Origin of the sequence: Bradyrhizobium sp. SZCCHNRI20481 (assembly GCF_032485055.1) — a bacterium.
Classification (GTDB): Bacteria; Pseudomonadota; Alphaproteobacteria; order Rhizobiales; family Xanthobacteraceae; genus Bradyrhizobium.
Genome location: NZ_JAUEUE010000005.1, coordinates 59,858 through 76,943, shown reverse-complemented (window position 1 = coordinate 76,943; position 17,086 = coordinate 59,858). Strand labels below are relative to the sequence as shown.

The following is a 17,086-nucleotide window of genomic DNA, read 5'->3' as shown; positions in this document are numbered from 1 at the left end:
CCATCATTCCGGGGCGATGCGAAGCATCGAACCCGGAATCTCGAGGTTCCGGGGTTCGCGTCTTCGACGCGCCCCGGAACGACGGCAAGCGCTAGAAAGGGCTGATCGAGAAGTAGCGCAGCCACAGGTCGGTGTAGCGGCCTTTTTCCCAGACCCGGAACAGCGCCCAGTTCAGCGCCTGGCGCAAGAGGTCGTTGCCCTTGCGCACGGCGATGCCGACGCCCTCGCCGAAATAGCGGCTTTCGACGAAAGGTCCACCGGAAAAGGCGCAGCAATCGCCGGAATCGGTGCCATTGATCCAGAACGCCAGCGAGATGCCGTCGCCGAAGATCAGGTCGACCTCGGCCCGGCGCAGCGCCTGCCGCAGCGCCTCGTCGTTCGGATAGGTCTTGATCTCGGCGTCGGTGAACATCGCCTTGAGGTAGGCCTCGTGCGCGGTGCCGGCGACGGCGCCGATCTTCTTGCCCTCGAGAAATTCGGGGCGGATCTCGGTCATGACGGCATCGCGGCGGGACACGAAGCGGGCGGGCGCCCGGTAATACGGATCGGAGAAGTCGGCCCGCGCCCGCATCTGCGGCGTCACCGCGATCGAGGCGATGATCGCATCGCCCCGGTTCGAGGACAGCGCATCGAGCAGGGTTTCGAACCGGCGCATCTGGACGGTGCAGGTGACCTTGATCTCGTCGCAGATCGCCCGTGCCAGATCGACGTTGAAGCCGGCCGGATTGCCGTCCGGACCGGTGAAGTTGAACGGCGGATAGTCGGTCTCGGTCAGGAAACGAATCACGGTGAGGCGCGACAAATCGGGCCGGTCGGGCCGGCGTCGCGGGTCCCAGAAGCCGGGGACGGCCTGCGGCGCCGCCTCGACGGCGGGCCGCACGGGCGCCTGGGCGCGCACCTCCGAGCCGGCTGCGGCGAGACCGAAGCAGAGCAGCGCGCTGGCGATGGCGGCGCGGGCCGCAGGCGCGGATTTCACGGGCTTTGATAAGACGGTCTGCATCAGCGGTCCCGATGGTCAGCGCCTTATAGACCATCCCGGCGCAAATTCGAGGCTGGATTCGGCCCGGAGGCGGCCGCCCGGCTGGAGCGTCAACGCGCTCAGAGGTATTTCTTGAGATCCGCCGCCGCTTCCTCGGGCGTCCGCTTCAGGTTGAACGGCGCGACGAACCGGCCGTTGCGGTCCATCAGATACACCAAAGCGGTGTGGTCCATGGTGTAATCACCGTCCTTCAGCGGGACCTTCTTGGCATAGACCCGGTACTCGGTGAGAACCTTCGCCAGGACCTCGGGATCGCCGGTCAGACCCTTCAGATGCGGGTCGAAGCTGGAGAGGTAGTCCTTCATCGCGGCCGGATTGTCGCGCTCGGGGTCGACCGAGACGAAATAGGCGTTGACGCCGTCGGCGTCCTTGCCCATCGCGCGCAGCACCTCGGAGATCTCGAACAGCGAGGTCGGACAGACGTCCGGGCAATGGGTGAAGCCGAAGAAGATCAGGGTCGGACGGCCTTCAAGGCTCTTCTCGGTGACGACGGCCCCGCTCTGGTCGGTCAGCTGGAACGGTCCGCCGATCGCGGCCGGCGCCGCGATGTTTCGGCCGCCGCCCATGATGAGGAACATCAGCGACAGCCCGACCACGAGGCTGGCGGCAAAGGCTCCGACGATCACCAGGGGGCGGGTGGCATTGGATGGCATTGCGCGCTCCTTCACTGTCTCAGAAGCAGGCTTGCCAGCCGGCCGCGATCGTCTCGAAGAACACCGCGGTCCCGTACTGCACCCACATCGTCACGGCGCCGGCGACGAGCCCGATCGCCGCAACCCCGGCCACGATAGCCGAAGCGGAGGCCGAACGCCGGTCACCCGACGCGGACGGTATCTCTTGCGGCGCTGAAAGAGGCTGCATGATGACGTACTCATCGGGCGAGTGCTGGCCCGAGCGGCCCGCTCCTCGCGCTTCAGATAAGCCCCGCGGCCGGTCCAGGCAAGCGCCGCGGACGGGCAGCCGCTCACCCGAAACGGCCGGTGGCCGGCGTCATCAATGGGAGGCGGAGGCCTTGGCCGCGGCCGGCGAGATGGCCGGCGCATTGGGCGCGACATGCGAGGAGGCCGGAGAGGATGCCTGGGCATCCATATAGCAGGGCTTGTACATTGCCTGCAGCTCCTTGCCCTTCAGGAAGATCATCCGGGGCGTCAGGCCGCCGCGCTGGGTGATCCAGCGGCGGATCGGCGACGGGTACATCGAGTACAGCATCTGGGTCGCCTCTGGGTTGGTGACGGCGCGGCCGTTGGCGCCGAAATCCCAGGCGGCGTGGAATCCGAGATTGGCATGCGAGGTGACGCAGATCTTCTCGTGGGGGATCGCCCCGAGCACGATGGTGCAGGCCGAGGCGCAGAGCCCGTCGATGATCACATACTCGCCGGAAGATCGCAGGCCCTGGTACTTGTCGACATAGGTTCCGATCCGGCCGCCGCGGTCATCGGCGATCCGGACCACGGCCTGGCTGGCGCCGAGCCCCGACAGCAACAGAACGACCGCAAGCAACCCCGTCCAGAATTTCATGTCGAGCCCCAGTTCAACCCGGCGAAACCGATCTGACCGACTTTGGTACGCGTCTTGTGATGCGCTTCTTGAGATGCTTGGACTGCGGCGGGACCTTGCGACCACGAGCCCATCCGCAGAACCGGAACGCGAAAGCCAAATCCAAATCGCAAATGCAGCGTGTTTCGAGATCGTGTTTTTGTCCAGGACGGCGCGGTGACGAAAGCCAAATTCACCGCGAGTGTTGCAAGCCCGCTGCACCAATGAGTCGCTACCACCGAAAATGGCCGAACGCTGGTTCCGGACATGGCGATGGCGCCACGAGCAAGGCAGAGGCCCGGCATGATTCGCCCATCGGCGCGGCAGCGGCGTCACGGCGGCACAAACGACACTCCGGAAAAGCCCGGTGGCCGAGCTTCCGCGCGACACACGCCCCGCTGCCCAGTGGCGGCGGGACGCTCACCCCTCTCATCGCCGGCCCAGGGGCGCTCGTGCGATCACGATCGTGGGTGCGGGCTCCCGCCAGCCCTGGCTGGCATGGCCGAAGTCCGGAGATGCGACCAATGCAATCACGAGTTTGGACCGTACCGAGCTCCGCCCCGCAAGCGGGCGCGGCAGGATCACTCCCAGCAGCGCGCCGTCTGATCGCGAGATCGAGCGAGGTCCGGCCGATATCGCGCTGGCAGCGGGGAGGGCGATCTGCCTCCCGACGCCCTCGGTCCCCGTGAAGTTAACTAATTATCGGGCAGCCGAATCCGCGCTCCAAACGTGACGAGCGGCGCATCGGCGGCGCCGAGCTGGATCTGCCGCTCCGGCACCTCCTGATAGCTGCCGTCTTCAATCTTTCTTAATTCATATTGCCAGACCGTTAACGTCTCGCCGCGCGCGAGCGCGTCGCGGATGCGGCTGGCGCCGCGTCCCGGCAGCTTGACGAGGTCGTCGCGCATCATGCCGATCATCGTCGGGCGCTCGCCGCGATGCAGCTCGAAGAACACCATGCGATTGGGCTTGTCCTGCGGCTTGAGCACGGTATCCGCCGTGAACAGCACCAGACAGATTGCGACGGCAATCCACTTCCAAGTGTCGGACATCATGAGACGCATTCCCCGCACCGCCTCCGCGCGTGGAGTAGTCCTCGCGCAAACAGGCGGCAACTTACAGTTCTGTCATTCCGGATGAGATGACGTTCGACGTAATCGATTCGCTGCGCGCCGGGCGCGATGATGGGCTCCTCATCGTTCACAACATGGAGAGCACCGATGACCAACCCAACCGAGATCGCCGAGAGCTACATCGCGCTGTGGAACGAACGTGATGCCGCGCAGCGCGGCGCATTGCTCGCACGTCACTGGACCGCGGATGCGCTCTATGTCGACGCGCTGATGCGCGGCGAAGGACGCGATGCGGTGGATGGCCTGGTTGCGGGCGTGCAGCAGCGCTTTCCCGACTTCCGCTTTCGCCTGATCGGCTCCGCGGACGGCCACGGTCATCATCTCCGCTTTTCCTGGGAGCTTGGCCCCGAGGATGCGGAAGCCCCGATCCAGGGCACGGATTTCGTCGAGCTGGCCGACGGCCGCATCCAGCGCGTCACCGGGTTTCTCGACAAGGTCCCGCAGGGCGCCTGACGGACGTCCCGTTCCGCCCGGCTTCCGCAGTGCGGTCGGCCTGCCGCGATAGCCGGGCTCCCATGCGCAGACGCACGACCTGTCTCGTGGTGATTGCGCTACGTCAACGTCGGACCCGGTCCGCCGCTGCAGAGCTTCTGCTTCGCGACGAGTTCAGGATCGCCGGAGACGGGCGTGCAGCAGTCAAATCCCATCGATGATCACGCCATGGCGGCCGGCACGCTGGCCGCCATCACCACCTTGCCCGAACTCTGGCGCTGGCGCGTCGAACGGAGCCCGGACAAGCAGGCCTACCGACAGTTCGACGCAGGAAGCGGCCGATGGGCGAGCTTCTGCTGGCGCGAGATCGATCTCGTCGTCGACCGCTGGCGGCGGGCGCTTGCGGCCGACGGCTTCGCCCAGGGTGAGCGTGTCGCCATCCTGATGCCGAACGGGATCGCACATCTCGCCATCGACCAGGCCGCGCTCTCGCTCGGCCTGGTGCCGGTGCCGATGCATGCCGTCGATAATGCCGACAGCATCGCCTACATCCTCGCCGATTCCGGTGCCCGGCTGCTGCTGGTCGATTCGGACACACGCTGGGATGAGATCGCAGCGGTCGGCGAGGCCCTGCCCGACCTGCGGCGGATCGTCTGCGCCGACCGGCGAACGACCCAGCCGACCGGCGATCCGCGCCTCATCGATCTGGAGGCGTGGTTGAACGCAGCCGGCAACGCCACGCTTCCCGGCACCCGGATCGCCATCGCGCCGCACGACCTCGCCGCCATCGTCTACACCTCGGGCACGACGGGCCGGCCCAAGGGTGTGATGCTGTCGCACGACAACGTCGTCTCCAACCTCAAGGCCATTCATCAGCGGCTGGCGGCCGATACCGACGACGTATTCCTGTCGTTCCTGCCGCTGTCACACACGTTCGAGCGCACCGCGGGCTACTACTACCCGATCGCCATCGGCGCCTGCGTCGCCTATGCGCGCTCGGTGAAGCAGCTGTCCGAAGATCTGGTGGAGGTCCGTCCGACCATCCTGATCTCCGTGCCGCGCATCTATGAGCGCATCTACTCGGTCATCATGCATCACCGCGCGATCGCAAACCCGCTCGAACGGGCGCTGCTCGACCTGACCATCGCGATCGGCGGCCGGCGCTTCGATGCGCAGCATGGGCGCGGAACCAGACCTTCAGCGTTCGACCGAATCGCGTGGCCGCTGCTGCAACGCCTAGTCGCCGCCAAGATACTGGCTCGATTCGGCGGACGGCTGCACGTCGCCGTCAGCGGCGGCGCGCCGATCGCCGAGCCGGTGGTGCGGCTGTTCCTGGCGCTCGGGCTCGAGGTGCTGCAGGGCTACGGCATGACCGAGACATCGCCCGTCGTCAGCGTCAACACGCCTGACGACAACGACCCGCGCACCGTCGGCCGCGCCCTGCCGGGCATCGAGGTGCGCATCGGCGACAATGACGAGTTGATGGTGCGCGGCCCGAACGTGATGCTCGGCTATTGGCACCGGCCGGAGGAGACAGCCCGCACCAGGGAAGCCGACGGCTGGCTGCACACCGGCGACCAGGCCCGCATCGACGGCGGACGCATCACCATCACCGGTCGGATCAAGGACATCCTCGTCACCTCGACCGGCGAGAAGATCGCGCCCGCCGATCTGGAGACCGCGATCCTGACCGATCCGCTGTTCGAGCAGGCCATCGTGATCGGCGAGAACCGGCCGTTCCTGACCGCGATCGTCGTGCTCAACGCCAACGGCTGGGCTGAGCAGCAGGCGAGGCTCGCGGCGCACGGCCAGCGCGGCACCGAGGCCGAAGCGGCCTCTCTGCTGCGCCACATTGCGCGAGCCGCGAAGGCCTATCCGTCCTACGCGACGCCGAAGGCGGTGCATTGGACCTTGGAGCCGTGGACCGTGCAGGAAGGCCTGATCACGCCGACGTTGAAGAACAAGCGTCCGGCGATCGAGCGGAGCTTCGCGAAGGAGATCGAGGCGATCTATGCAAAACGCGCGGCAGCTTTGCGGCCATCGGCTACCGTACGAAGCTGATTTTGCAGAGCGTAGCAGCAGGACATTGCGGCATTGGAGCGGGCGAAGGGAATCGAACCCTCGTATGCAGCTTGGGAAGCTGCCGTTCTACCATTGAACTACGCCCGCGCTCGCCAATGCTTAGCCGAGACCATGCGTTTCGCCAAGCGGCTTGTTGCCGCGACACCGCCAGGCCCAAGGGTTGGGGGAGGCAACAGTTCTGCACCGGCCTGATCTCCGGATCGTGATCGGCCGCGACCGCCGGCTCCGGAACGGATCGGGCCGGTCGCGCTTTTGCCCGTTGGAGGCGGCGCCCCTCGCTGCTTCGCCGCGCCGTCAAGGTCCGCCGTCAATGTCCTGGGAGCTCACATCATGCAGAGCCACAGCCCCGCGTCTCAGACCGCAACCTCGAAAGCCCTCGCCATCATGGCGGGCCCGTCGGCGCTCGACCTTTACACCCTCGGCTGCGGTCTGTTCCTTGCCGTCGCGCCCTGGCTGTTCGGCTTTGTCGGCAGCGCCGGCCGGATCGATGCTGCGTTGGCGGGGGCTGCCGTCGTCGTGCTCTCGCTCGGCGGCCTCCTGGCGTTTGCCGATTGGGAGGAGTGGCTGAAGGTCGCGCTTGGATTGTGGCTGATTGCAGCTCCGTGGCTGCTCGGGTTCGTGCATACGTCGGCGATGCATGTCAGCATCACGATCGGGATCGCCGTGACCTTCCTGAGCCTGCTCGAACTGTGGCTTGCGCATGATCCTGATTTTGCTGGCGATAGACCTACATTGGTGAGCCAGCCGTAGCGCCTCTGGTCGATCGCACCTCGCCTGCGCGCTGCGCCGCATTTCGTGATCGCGATGCCGATGACAGAGATCGCAGGCAGCGATCGCAACGGGACGCTTGACAACCATCACCCAAATCAGGGCAAACCCGCCCCGGTCACGCCGCGCTGTTAACACTTTGTAAACAAAGTTGATGCGGGCGATCGTGACGATGATATGATGTGGCGTGGGGTTGGGGTGGCGTCATGGGGCGTGGGTATACGATCTTTGATACGGCCCTCGGCCGTTGCGGCATTGCGTGGAGCGATGCCGGAATCACCGGCGTACAACTGCCGGAAGCACGGGAAATCGAGACGCGGCGGCGCCTGTTTCGCCAATTTCCCGAAGCGCGGGAGCAACGCCCGTGTTCGAATATTGAACTCGCCATCGAAGGCATCACCGCCATGCTGCGCGGGCAGGAGGTCGACTTCTCCGATGTCGTGCTCGATCTCGGCGGCGTGACACCATTCAACCAGCGCGTCTATGATTGCATTCGTGCCATTCCGCGCGGCGAGACGCGCAGCGCCGACGCGATCGCAGACGAACTGCACGTTCCCAAGGCGCTGAATTCGATCGCGCAGGCGCTGAGCAAGAATGCGCTCGTGCTGATCGTTCCCTGTCACCGCGTGCGCGACATCGGCAACGGTCTCGACAAGCCGTCGCCCAACAGCGGCGTCATCTCCAAACGGCGGCTGCTGTCGCTCGAAGGCGCACGGCCTCATGCGGGCCTGACGTTGTTCGACGCGTTTCTCGCGGTCGACCGGCCGCGCGCGTCGTAAGCGGGCGCCTCGCTGCGCGCGATATTATCTCGGACGCAGCCCTCCTCTTTCATCCGCAATGCGCTAGATTTGCAGGATGAGCGCCACCATCCTGTTCGAAAGCCGTGACGTCACCGTCTCCGAGTTCCGCTGTGCGGCGGTTCCGGGCGAGCGTCCCTATGTCGAGCAGTATTCCGGCTACTCGCTGTCCTATGTGCGCAAGGGGAGCTTCGGCTGTCGGCACCGCGGCCGCTTCTTCGAGCTGGTCACCGGCTCGCTGCTGGTGGGCCATCCCGGCGATGAGTTCATGTGCACGCACGATCACGTCTGCGGCGACGAATGCCTGTCATTCTTCTTCGATCATGCGCTCATCGACGAGATCGGCGGCAACAGGCAGGCTTGGCGGGTTGGCGCGATGCCGCCGCTGCCGGAGCTCATGGTCCTCGGTGAGCTCGCGGAGGCCGTCGCCGCGCGCGAGCAGGACCTCGGTCTGGACGAGGTTGGCCAGATCATCGCCAGCCGCTTCGTCGCGACCGCCACGGGCCAGCAGGAACGGGCGGCGACGCCAAGCCTTCGCGATCGCCGGCGCGCGGTCGAGAGCGCATTGTGGATCGACGACAATGCAGCGCGCGACATCGATCTGGCGGCTGCGGCTGGTGAGGCCGGCGTCAGCCCGTTCCATTTCCTGCGGCTGTTCGCGGCCACGATCGGCGTGACGCCGCATCAATATCTGATCCGCTCCCGCTTGCGGCACGCCGCGCGGCGTCTCAGCGAGGAGGATACGCCGGTCACCACCATCGCCTACGATTCGGGTTTTGCCGATCTGTCGAATTTCACCCGCACCTTCGCGCGCGCTGCCGGCGTGTCGCCGGCGAAGTTTCGCAAGGCGTCGCGCGGCGAGCGCAAGATTCTCCAAGATCATCTGAGCCGCCATTGATTGGATGATCCCAGCGCGTGCGACAGCCGCACGCGAAGCATGGAGATCATCGATGTACGATCATATCGGCCTCAAGGTCGGCAATCTGGACGCGAGCGTACGCTTCTACACATCGGCGCTGGCGCCGCTCGGCCACATCCTCTGCTCCAAGGACGAGGCGTCGGCGGGCATCGGCCCGAAGGGGGAGCCGGCGCTGTGGCTGTATCTCGACAAGGGCGCCAGCAAAGGCGCCGCCCATATCGCGTTCCGCGCCCAGGACCACGCGGCGGTCGCCAGATTCCACAGCGAGGGTCTGACGGCCGGCGGCAGCGACAATGGCGGCGCCGGGCCGCGCGCGGACTACAGTCCGACCTACTACGCCGCCTTCCTGATCGATCCCGACGGCAACAACATCGAAGCCGTGTGTCCGTGAGGTCCCGGCCATGGCATCGATTCAGAAGGACACCCCGATCGCAGCCTCCGCAGCCGCCGTCTGGGACGCCGTGCGCGACTTCGGCGCCGTTCATACCCGGCTGGCGCCCGGCTTCGTCGTCGATTGCCAGCTCGACGGCGACGTCCGGATCGTGACCTTCGCCAACGGCAATGTGGCGCGCGAACGCCTCGTCAGTTGCGACGAGGCGCAGCAGCGTCTGGTCTACACGATCGAGAGCGAACGCGTGACGCATCACAACGCGTCCGTGCAGATCATCCCCGACGGCGCGCAGGGTTGCCGGATGCTCTGGATCACCGACGTGCTGCCGCACGCCATCGCGCCCTATATCGAGCAGCAGATGGCGCTCGGCACGCGCGCGATGCAGGACGCCCTAGGCGGGCTGCGCGCCTAGACGAGCCGAGCAGCCGTCAGCCGACATGCGGAGATGGCGGGATCTGCGCCCCCGAGCCGAGCTCGGCCGCCAGCACGGCCGGGCGCAGCTCCAGCGCTGCGGCCGGCTTCGGGCCCCAGCGGGTGAGCATGACGGTGGCGAGCGTCAGCACTCCGAGCAGGACCATCGAGGACGCCGCCAGCATGAAGAAGTCGCCCTCGGTCGCGGCATGGCTCAGCAGATAGCTGCCGCCTGCGGCGATGAAGACGAGCCGCACCGTCTGTGCCAGCACCGGACCGATCACCCTGGCTGCGCCCTGCGAGGAGAAGTACATCGAGATCGCCAGGCCGATGAAGGCATACATTGGCGCTGCGACCTGAAGATAGTGCCGGCCCGCGCTGCGCGCGCTCTCGTCCTGGGTGAAGATGTCGACCCACAATTGCGGAACGATCGCGATCAGCGTCGACAGCGCACCCACCGACGCGAAAGAGACCAGCCCCGCCGTCCAGGCGATCCGGCGGGCGCGCACGATTCTTTCCGCACCGATCGCCATGCCGACCATCGGCACCGAGGCCATGCCGACGGAGAACGCGACAGTGGTCACCATGAATTCGAGCCGTGCGCCGATGCCGTAGCCGGCCAGCACGGCGGTGCCGAACGATGCCAGCATGTGCGTGAAGATCGCGATCGACAGCACGGATTGCAGCGGCGAGAAGCAGGCGATGGCGCCGACCTTGAGGATGTCGGCGAACATCGCACGGCTGATCTTGAGGCCCCGCAGCTTCGGCCGGACGCGCGCGCGGCCGGAGAACAGATACCAGCCCATCACCGAGATGCTGACGCAGAACGCCAGCAGCGCGCCGGCGGCGACGCCGCGCATGCCGAGCCCGAGGCCCAGACTCAGCGTGCCGCCGAGCACGATCTGCAGCAGTGCCGAGCTAAGGATCATGAACGACGGCAGCTTCATGTTGCCGGTGCCGCGCAGGATGCCGGCCATCGAGTTCATCAGCCAGGGCAGTATCGCGCCGCCGAAGAAGATCTGCAGATAGGCTGTGGCATGGCTCAGCACCGCGCCGCGGCCGCCGAGCACTTCCAGGAGGGCAGGGCCAAACACCAGCATGCCGACCATGAAGGTCGCGCCGAACAGCAGCGCAATCAGCAGCGCGTGCGTGGCGAGGGTCGAGGCCCGTTCGGTGTCGCCGGCGCCGAGCGCCCGCGCGATCGCCGAGGCCACGCCGCCGCCCATGGCGCCGCCGGACATCGTCATGGTCAGGATCACCAGCGGGAACACCAGTGCCATCGCCGCCAACGCCTCGATACCGAGCCGGCCGATATAGGAGGTCTCGGCGATGACGACGCAGGTGCCTGCCGTGTTCGCGATGATGTTGGGCCAGGCCAGCGACAGCAGGGTGCGCAGAATGGGGCCGTCGACGAGCGCATTCCGAACCGGCTTCGCGATGGGCGGCAACGTACGCCCCTCGCCGACCGGACTGTCGGCCAAGCCGATCTCGGACATGCTCGCTCCCCGTTTTGGCCGCGCCATCTGGCGGGACCTTTGTCGTTCCTCCTAGCACACCGCCGGGCCGCGCCCCGTGCAGCGGGCGCATTGGGGGTGCGCGGTCAGCGCGCAGCCGGGCTAGAGGCGGAAGTGCTTGGAGAGCTTCAGGCCCTGGGCCTGGTAGTTGGAGCCGATGCGGCTGCCATACATCGCGTTCGGCCGGGCCAGCATCTTCTCATAGACGAGGCGGCCGACGATCTGACCGTGCTCGAGGATGAACGGCACCTCGCGCGAGCGCACCTCGAGCACCGCGCGCGAGCCCTGCCCGCCGGCGCCGGCACAGCCGAAGCCGGGATCGAAGAAGCCGGCATAGTGGACACGGAATTCGCCCACGAGCGGATCGAACGGCACCATCTCGGCGGCGTAGTCCGGCGGCACCTGCACGGCCTCCTTCGAAGCCAGGATGTAGAACTCGCCGGGATCGAGAATGAGGCTGCCGTCGGGGCGCGCCTTGATCGGCTCCCAGAACTCCTCCACAGCATAGCCGGCGCGGCGGTCGACGTCGACGACGCCGGTATGACGCTTGGCGCGATAGCCCACATAGCCGTTGGCATTGCTGCCGGACAGGTCGACGGAAAGAGCGACGCCGCCGACGAGATCCGCATCATCGCGATCCACCAGCCGCTCGGCCTGATGCAGCGCGATCAGTTCGTCCTCCGACAGAACCGCGTCGCGGTAGCGGAAGCGGACCTGGGACAGGCGCGAGCCTTCGCGCAGCAAAACGGGAAACGTCTTCGGGCTGATCTCGGCGTAGAGCGGACCGTGATAGCCGGCTCCGATCATGTCGAATCGTCGCGTGCCGTCGGCGATCACGCGGGTGAACACGTCGAGCCGCCCGGTCGAGCTCTTCGGATTGGCGGCCGCGACGATGTCCTTCGGCAGCGCGAGACTCTCCAAGAGCGGCACGATGTAGACGCAGTTGGTCTCCAGCACTGCGCCGTCGGCGAGCGCGAATTCGTGCAGCTTCAACTCGTCGATACGCTCGGCGACCGTCGCGCCCGGCCCGGGCAGAAAGCTTGCCCGCACGCGATAGGCGATGTCGCCGAGCCGCAGGTCCAGGCTCGCCGGCTGGATCTGGCTTTCGACAAAATCGTATGCGGGGATGATCAGGCCAGCCTCCGCCATCGCCACGATCATGCGATCGGGGAGGATGCCGTGGGCGTCGGGGCTGAGCGAAAACGGCAAGACCTGATCCTTTGCAGGCGCCGGAACGGCGGCTTATCGAGCCTATATAGGGTCTTTTTACCGGTTATCCGATGGCTGGCTTGACGGAAAGGCCGGTTGCGACTATGAGCACGACTTATCCCGTGGTGATTTGAGCCGGCCGGCTTGCAGCCACGTTAAATAAGTCGCTAAACAGGCCGGGGACGATTGTGATCCCGGCCGTGAGGAGTTTTCCCAGGCCGGTTTTTTTGTGCCCATCGCTGGAGGCGGTGGTCACGATGGAGGTCACATGTCGAAGTCCCCCGCGAAGGCCCCGGCGTCGTTCGCCCGCTATCGTCCTGAAACCCGTCTGGTGCATTCCGGCACCTTGCGTTCCGAATTCGGCGAGACCGCCGAGGCGCTCTATCTGACGCAAGGCTTCGTCTACGCCACCGCCGAGGAGTGCGAGGCGCGCTTCAAGGGCGAGGATCCCGGCTTCATCTATTCGCGCTTCTCCAACCCGACCACGGCAATGTTCGAGCGCCGCATGATCGAGCTCGAGGGCGCCGAGGCCTGCCGCTCGGCCGCAACCGGCATGGCCGCAGTCACCACGGCAATCCTCGCTCCCCTCCGTGCCGGCGATCACGTCGTCGCCGCCAAGGCGCTGTTCGGCTCGTGCCGCTACGTCGTCGAAGATCTCTTGCCGCGCTACGGCATCGAATCGACCCTGGTCGATGGGCTCGACCTCGACCAATGGCAGAAGGCGGTCAGGCCGAACACCAAGTCGTTCTTCCTGGAGAGCCCGACCAATCCGACGCTCGACGTGATGGACATTCCCGCGATCGCCGAGATCGCGCACGCCCGTGGCGCGCGGCTGATCGTCGACAACGTGTTCGCGACCCCGATCTGGCAGAGCCCGCTCGCGCTCGGCGCCGACGTCGTGGTGTATTCCGCGACCAAGCACATCGATGGCCAGGGCCGCTGCCTCGGCGGCGTGATCCTGTCGTCGGAGGCGTTCATCGCCGAGCACATCCACAATTTCATGCGCCAGACCGGTCCGTCGATCTCGCCGTTCAACGCCTGGGTCCTGCTCAAGGGCCTGGAGACCTTGGCGGTGCGCGTGCGCGCGCAGACCGAGACGGCGGCGAAGGTGGCCGACTTTCTCGCGGCGCATCCGAAGATCTCGCGGCTGATCTATCCCGGTCGCGAGGACCATCCGCAGGCGGCGACCGTGCGCAAGCAGATGCGCGCCGGCTCGACGCTGGTCGGCTTCGAGGTGAAGGGCGGCAAGGCCGGCGCCTTCCGCACGCTCAACGGCTTGAAGCTCGCGCGCATCTCCAACAATCTCGGCGACGCCAAGACGCTGGTCACGCATCCGGCGACGACGACGCACCAGCGGCTGACGCCGGAGGCGCGCGCCGAGCTCGGCATCAGCGAGGGCTTCATCCGCTTCTCCGCCGGGCTCGAGCATGCCGACGATCTGATCGAGGATCTGGATGCGGCCCTGAGGGCCGCGTAGCGAATGGCCGCATAGAGAATGGCGAATAGGGCGTACCGATTGCATCCTATTCGCTACTCGCTACTCGCTATTCCCTACTCGCCACTCTCACATCGGCCGATAGGTCAGCACGTTGGCCGGCGTGTTGATGCCGAGCTTGACCTGGCCGACCGAGCGGATGATGTCGTCGCCGAGCAGCTGGGCGAAGCAGGCGTAGCCCCAATCGCTCATGTGCAGACCGTCCGAGATCACGAACTCGTTGATCGGGATCGCCTGCCGCTCGTGCCAGTCGCGCATCACCTCGAAGCGGGGGAAGATGCCGGCGTGATGCAGCTCGGCGATACGCCCGAGCAGCTTGTTCATGCGGCTGGCGTTCTCCGAGCGCTCGTTGACGCGCGGCGAATATTGCAGGTCGACCAGCACGACATCGGAGGCCGCCGCCTGGATCTTGGCGACGCCGTCATCGACCAGCTTGGCGGTCTCGGCGGGATCGAGATCGCGCAGCACCGCATTGGTGCCGACCTGCCAGATCACGAGATCCGGATGCCGGTCGATCACCGACGTCTCCAGCCGCTTCATCATCTCCGGCGCATCCTCGCCGCCGACGCCGGCATTGATGACGCTGATGTCGACCATCGGATATTGCCGGCGCAGCTGCGCGGCGAGCCGATTCGGATAGGTGTAGTCCGGCGCGCTCGCGCCATAGCCCTGCGTCGACGACGAGCCGAAGGCGACGATGACGACCGGCAGGCCGGAGGCGAGCTTGTTGGCGACGTGCGGCAGCGAAATGAAATTCTTCTTGGCGACGCCCTTCGGCGTCAGGCACGGCACGCGGTTGAAGATGTCGGTGGCCGACTTCGCGACCTGCTTGACCTTGTCGATCGCCCGCTCGGTGATGCTGCGCGACGGCGGCGCCGCCACGACGGCCTGCCCGGCTGCAGCCGGCGGCTGTGCATCGGTCATGGCCGGCGCGGTCGTCGCCGCAGGCGGCGAGGTTGTGGTCGCCGGGCGCGCCACGGCGATCGGCCCGGGCACCTGATCGCTCGCCTGCGCCACCGTGACGTGACCGATGCTCGGTCGCCCGCTGATCAGCGGAGCCTTTGGATCGGAGCTCTCCACATCGGAAAGCGCGGCGGGCGCAGCCGGCGCTGCGCTCTGCGCCCGTAGCTTCTGCGGGCTCAGCGCGAGGGCGATGGCAATGACCGCAACGGCCGAAAGCTTCTCCCATGTCCCGGAGACGCGGTGACACTCATTCGACGTCATGAACGACATAACCCTAGTTCTGCTGCGCCGGCCCGATATGCGCCGCGTCGATGATGAACTTCGACAGCGCCCGGCCGAGGCAGTCATGAACCTGCTTGGCCAGCTCGACTCCGTGCGTCGGATTGAACAGGTCGAAATCGCCCTGCTCGTTCCATTGCCGCATGATGGCAAACCGATCGAACAGCGGAATGTCCCGGTGCTGCGCCACCACACGCATGTTGTCGACATAGGGCGGCACGGAGATCAATGTCTCCGTCCGCGGACTGTATTGCAGGTTCATCAAGACGACGTCAGCTCCCGCCTTCTGCAGCGTCGCCACACCGTCGTCGACCGCCTGCCGGAACTCATCAGGATCGATCGACCGCATGGCGTCGACCGTGCCGGTCTGCCAGATGACCAAATTAGGCCTTTTTCCTTCCACCAGTTTAACGAGATTGCCCGCGACCTCCTCGGCCGTCTTCTTGGGCTGCAGCTCGATGCTGAGATTGACGGCGACGGTTGGCAGCTTGTCCTTCAACGCAGCCTGCAGACGGGCGGGGTAGGCATTGGCGTCGGAGGTGCTGACAATGGAGGATGACCTGCTTCCGACGACGAGAATATCCAGCGTGCGGCCGTTCTTGACGGCGTCTGCAACCTTCGGAAGCGGGCTCTCGGTGGTCAGCAGGTAGGCCGGCACCTCGCAGTTCTGCGGCGCCTCTTCCGCGCGCGCAGAGGCCGCCAGCGAAACAGCCAGCACTGCGATACCAAACCTTAACCACGAGACGGACTTCATCAGCCCCCTCCCGCCAGATCGGCGTTGCTGCGCGCACCTTTTCGCGTCGCGCCCTTATCGGCCTCACGCTTGTACCACGAAATCAACGACGCCACCCCCCACATGATGAGGATGCCGCAAAGGCTGATCACCGCGTGCATCATGGCGCCGCCGGACACTTCGGCAAGGACGAAGTGGCCCGCAAACGCCAGAAACACGCCGAGACAGAAGATCTCGAGCGAGTGTTGCCCACAGACAATCAGCGGACGCAGCCACGGCGACTTCAAGAGCGGCCAATCCTTGCGCAAATAGTGCACGGTGAGTGCTGCGAGTGCGAGAAAATGCGCGAAACGCAACACGTCAAGGTCGGTCTTGTCGATCGGATACATCCACTGCTCGATTCGGCGCGGCATCAGATGGCCGAGCTGCGGAATGTACCAGGTCAGGGTCACACAGAAGGCCGCGACCAGATAGGCGACGCAGAGCCCGAGCGTGATCGGCGAGTTGATGATGCGCGACATGCGCCGCGCGCCGCCGAGCGCGCACCAGGCGCCGAACACGAACAGCAATTGCCAGGCGAACGGATTGAAAGCCCAGAAGCCGTTGGGATAGGCCGTCAGATAGAGATCGAGCTCCCAGGTCACGGCATAGAGAATGACGGATAGGCCGAGCGTCACGTCGGGCCGCCAACGCATCAGCCACAGGATCAACGGCAGGAACAACATCAGCACGATGTAGAGCGGCAGCACGTCCATATTGACGGGGCGGAAGCGCAGGATCAGCGCCTGCACGATGGTCACGTCCGGCTGCTTGAGAAAATCCATGATTCCCATCTCTTCGGTGTAGAGCGGGTTCTCGAAGCTGGTCGCGACGTAGGAGATCTCGGCGAGGAAGATCGTGAACAGGAAGACGTGGGCGACGTAGATCTGCCAGACGCGGCGCAGGATGCGCGCGGTTGCGACGATGAAACCGGCATCCTGCATCGCCCGGCCGTAGACGAACGCCGCCGTGTAGCCTGAGATGAAGATGAAGATCTCGGTGGCGTCGGAGAAGCCGTAGTTGCGGAGCGTGAACCAGGTCAGCAGGTTCGGCGGCAGATGGTCGATGAAGATCAGCCATAGCGCCAGCCCGCGAAACAGGTCGAGCCGCAGTTCGCGCTCGCCGACCGCCGGGAAGGTGATCGCAGGGACGGCGGTGGTGGCGGGTGCAGCGGTGACGGCCGGCGCAGCCGCGACGGCAGATGCAGATGCAACCGCAGGTGCAGCCGCGCTCGCCGCAGCGGCAGTCTCCGTAGCCGGCGCGGGTGCGGCGCTGGCTGCGGGGGCGGACGGTCCGGCAAGGCGATCGACAATCGACGTCATCAGGCACCGCGTCAAAGCTGCCAG

18 protein-coding genes, 1 tRNA gene and 1 riboswitch are annotated in these 17,086 nt (G+C 66.0%); of the genes, 8 read left to right on the top strand and 11 right to left on the bottom strand.

The features are described 5' to 3' along the window. Positions 1-91 precede the first annotated feature (91 nt). The 5 genes from QX132_RS09285 to QX132_RS09265 all read right to left on the bottom strand — a co-directional run bounded on the left by QX132_RS09285 (position 92) and on the right by QX132_RS09265 (position 3,630). Positions 92-1,000 carry a transporter substrate-binding domain-containing protein gene (locus tag QX132_RS09285; protein ID WP_316160840.1) on the bottom strand — a complete coding sequence of 303 codons (909 nt, stop codon included), beginning with the start codon at positions 998-1,000 and terminating at the stop codon, positions 92-94. Between the two features lie 98 nt (positions 1,001-1,098). Then, entirely contained in the window at positions 1,099-1,692 is a 594-nt protein-coding gene (locus QX132_RS09280; RefSeq protein WP_315735806.1) for an SCO family protein, read from the bottom strand. Between the two features lie 19 nt (positions 1,693-1,711). After that, positions 1,712-1,900, bottom strand: coding sequence for a hypothetical protein (locus QX132_RS09275; protein WP_315735804.1), 189 nt, complete (start codon positions 1,898-1,900; stop codon positions 1,712-1,714). Positions 1,901-2,032: 132 nt separating this feature from the next. Beyond that, entirely contained in the window at positions 2,033-2,557 is a 525-nt protein-coding gene (locus QX132_RS09270) for a hypothetical protein (protein ID WP_315778377.1), read from the bottom strand. 713 nt (positions 2,558-3,270) lie between these two features. Then, positions 3,271-3,630 carry a hypothetical protein gene (locus QX132_RS09265; RefSeq protein WP_315784814.1) on the bottom strand — a complete coding sequence of 120 codons (360 nt, stop codon included), beginning with the start codon at positions 3,628-3,630 and terminating at the stop codon, positions 3,271-3,273. A 165-nt stretch (positions 3,631-3,795) separates the two neighbouring features. Between QX132_RS09265 and QX132_RS09260 the strand changes: the two genes are divergently transcribed. Beyond that, positions 3,796-4,161, top strand: a complete 366-nt coding sequence (locus QX132_RS09260) for a nuclear transport factor 2 family protein (RefSeq protein ID WP_316160837.1) — start codon at positions 3,796-3,798, stop codon at positions 4,159-4,161. Between the two features lie 174 nt (positions 4,162-4,335). Continuing rightward, positions 4,336-6,201, top strand: coding sequence for an AMP-dependent synthetase/ligase (locus QX132_RS09255; protein WP_316160835.1), 1,866 nt, complete (start codon positions 4,336-4,338; stop codon positions 6,199-6,201). A 34-nt stretch (positions 6,202-6,235) separates the two neighbouring features. Here the strand turns inward: QX132_RS09255 and QX132_RS09250 are convergent. Beyond that, positions 6,236-6,309: transfer RNA gene (locus QX132_RS09250), tRNA-Gly, on the bottom strand. A 243-nt stretch (positions 6,310-6,552) separates the two neighbouring features. Between QX132_RS09250 and QX132_RS09245 the strand changes: the two genes are divergently transcribed. The 5 genes from QX132_RS09245 (at position 6,553) to QX132_RS09225 (ending at position 9,509) form a co-directional block, all read left to right on the top strand. Then, positions 6,553-6,972, top strand: coding sequence for an SPW repeat protein (locus tag QX132_RS09245; RefSeq protein ID WP_316160833.1), 420 nt, complete (start codon positions 6,553-6,555; stop codon positions 6,970-6,972). Positions 6,973-7,196: 224 nt separating this feature from the next. After that, positions 7,197-7,769, top strand: a complete 573-nt coding sequence (locus tag QX132_RS09240; protein ID WP_315757628.1) for a methylated-DNA--[protein]-cysteine S-methyltransferase — start codon at positions 7,197-7,199, stop codon at positions 7,767-7,769. A 76-nt stretch (positions 7,770-7,845) separates the two neighbouring features. Beyond that, positions 7,846-8,685, top strand: coding sequence for an AraC family transcriptional regulator (locus tag QX132_RS09235; RefSeq protein ID WP_315778382.1), 840 nt, complete (start codon positions 7,846-7,848; stop codon positions 8,683-8,685). A gap of 52 nt (positions 8,686-8,737) precedes the next feature. After that, positions 8,738-9,097 carry a VOC family protein gene (locus QX132_RS09230; RefSeq protein WP_315735785.1) on the top strand — a complete coding sequence of 120 codons (360 nt, stop codon included), beginning with the start codon at positions 8,738-8,740 and terminating at the stop codon, positions 9,095-9,097. Positions 9,098-9,107: 10 nt separating this feature from the next. Next, positions 9,108-9,509: an SRPBCC family protein gene (locus QX132_RS09225; RefSeq protein ID WP_316160831.1), complete on the top strand. Its 402-nt coding sequence runs from the start codon at positions 9,108-9,110 to the stop codon at positions 9,507-9,509. A 16-nt stretch (positions 9,510-9,525) separates the two neighbouring features. Here QX132_RS09225 and QX132_RS09220 read toward each other — a convergent pair whose 3' ends face one another. Together QX132_RS09220 and QX132_RS09215 are read right to left on the bottom strand one after the other, a co-directional pair. Then, positions 9,526-11,004 carry an MATE family efflux transporter gene (locus tag QX132_RS09220; RefSeq protein ID WP_316160829.1) on the bottom strand — a complete coding sequence of 493 codons (1,479 nt, stop codon included), beginning with the start codon at positions 11,002-11,004 and terminating at the stop codon, positions 9,526-9,528. A gap of 120 nt (positions 11,005-11,124) precedes the next feature. Continuing rightward, the gene (locus tag QX132_RS09215; protein WP_316160827.1) at positions 11,125-12,231 is read right to left on the bottom strand and encodes a 2'-deoxycytidine 5'-triphosphate deaminase; all 1,107 of its coding nucleotides are present in this window, start codon (positions 12,229-12,231) and stop codon (positions 11,125-11,127) included. A gap of 112 nt (positions 12,232-12,343) precedes the next feature. Next, a riboswitch (SAM riboswitch) is annotated at positions 12,344-12,423 on the top strand. 76 nt (positions 12,424-12,499) lie between these two features. Here QX132_RS09215 and QX132_RS09210 point away from each other — a divergent pair. Next, complete coding sequence (locus tag QX132_RS09210; protein ID WP_315773990.1) at positions 12,500-13,708, top strand: O-succinylhomoserine sulfhydrylase; 1,209 nt, start codon at positions 12,500-12,502, stop codon at positions 13,706-13,708. Positions 13,709-13,795: 87 nt separating this feature from the next. Here QX132_RS09210 and QX132_RS09205 read toward each other — a convergent pair whose 3' ends face one another. Genes QX132_RS09205 through QX132_RS09195 form a run of 3 tightly spaced genes read right to left on the bottom strand, consistent with a single transcriptional unit; the run spans position 13,796 to position 17,062 of the window. Further along, positions 13,796-14,950, bottom strand: a complete 1,155-nt coding sequence (locus QX132_RS09205; RefSeq protein ID WP_315778387.1) for an SGNH/GDSL hydrolase family protein — start codon at positions 14,948-14,950, stop codon at positions 13,796-13,798. Between the two features lie 13 nt (positions 14,951-14,963). Next, on the bottom strand, positions 14,964-15,722 hold the full coding sequence (locus tag QX132_RS09200; protein ID WP_315735774.1) for an SGNH/GDSL hydrolase family protein: 759 nt from the start codon (positions 15,720-15,722) through the stop codon (positions 14,964-14,966). Beyond that, the gene (locus QX132_RS09195) at positions 15,722-17,062 is read right to left on the bottom strand and encodes an OpgC domain-containing protein (RefSeq protein WP_315757638.1); all 1,341 of its coding nucleotides are present in this window, start codon (positions 17,060-17,062) and stop codon (positions 15,722-15,724) included. Before QX132_RS09195 ends, QX132_RS09200 begins: the two co-directional genes overlap by 1 nt. Between the last annotated feature and the right edge of the window lie 24 nt (positions 17,063-17,086).

Excerpts from the sequence above, each read along its gene's own strand:
- QX132_RS09265 (WP_315784814.1), bottom strand. The coding sequence starts at position 3,630 with ATGATGTCCGACACTTGGAAGTGGATTGCCGTCGCAATCTGTCTGGTG.
- QX132_RS09260 (WP_316160837.1), top strand. The coding sequence starts at position 3,796 with ATGACCAACCCAACCGAGATCGCCGAGAGCTACATCGCGCTGTGGAAC.
- QX132_RS09220 (WP_316160829.1), bottom strand. The coding sequence starts at position 11,004 with ATGTCCGAGATCGGCTTGGCCGACAGTCCGGTCGGCGAGGGGCGTACG.
- QX132_RS09210 (WP_315773990.1), top strand. The coding sequence starts at position 12,500 with ATGTCGAAGTCCCCCGCGAAGGCCCCGGCGTCGTTCGCCCGCTATCGT.
- QX132_RS09240 (WP_315757628.1), top strand. The coding sequence starts at position 7,197 with ATGGGGCGTGGGTATACGATCTTTGATACGGCCCTCGGCCGTTGCGGC.
- QX132_RS09235 (WP_315778382.1), top strand. The coding sequence starts at position 7,846 with ATGAGCGCCACCATCCTGTTCGAAAGCCGTGACGTCACCGTCTCCGAG.
- QX132_RS09280 (WP_315735806.1), bottom strand. The coding sequence starts at position 1,692 with ATGCCATCCAATGCCACCCGCCCCCTGGTGATCGTCGGAGCCTTTGCC.
- QX132_RS09195 (WP_315757638.1), bottom strand. The coding sequence starts at position 17,062 with ATGACGTCGATTGTCGATCGCCTTGCCGGACCGTCCGCCCCCGCAGCC.
- QX132_RS09205 (WP_315778387.1), bottom strand. The coding sequence starts at position 14,950 with ATGACGTCGAATGAGTGTCACCGCGTCTCCGGGACATGGGAGAAGCTT.
- QX132_RS09245 (WP_316160833.1), top strand. The coding sequence starts at position 6,553 with ATGCAGAGCCACAGCCCCGCGTCTCAGACCGCAACCTCGAAAGCCCTC.
- QX132_RS09200 (WP_315735774.1), bottom strand. The coding sequence starts at position 15,722 with ATGAAGTCCGTCTCGTGGTTAAGGTTTGGTATCGCAGTGCTGGCTGTT.
- QX132_RS09230 (WP_315735785.1), top strand. The coding sequence starts at position 8,738 with ATGTACGATCATATCGGCCTCAAGGTCGGCAATCTGGACGCGAGCGTA.
- QX132_RS09275 (WP_315735804.1), bottom strand. The coding sequence starts at position 1,900 with ATGCAGCCTCTTTCAGCGCCGCAAGAGATACCGTCCGCGTCGGGTGAC.
- QX132_RS09285 (WP_316160840.1), bottom strand. The coding sequence starts at position 1,000 with ATGCAGACCGTCTTATCAAAGCCCGTGAAATCCGCGCCTGCGGCCCGC.
- QX132_RS09270 (WP_315778377.1), bottom strand. The coding sequence starts at position 2,557 with ATGAAATTCTGGACGGGGTTGCTTGCGGTCGTTCTGTTGCTGTCGGGG.
- QX132_RS09225 (WP_316160831.1), top strand. The coding sequence starts at position 9,108 with ATGGCATCGATTCAGAAGGACACCCCGATCGCAGCCTCCGCAGCCGCC.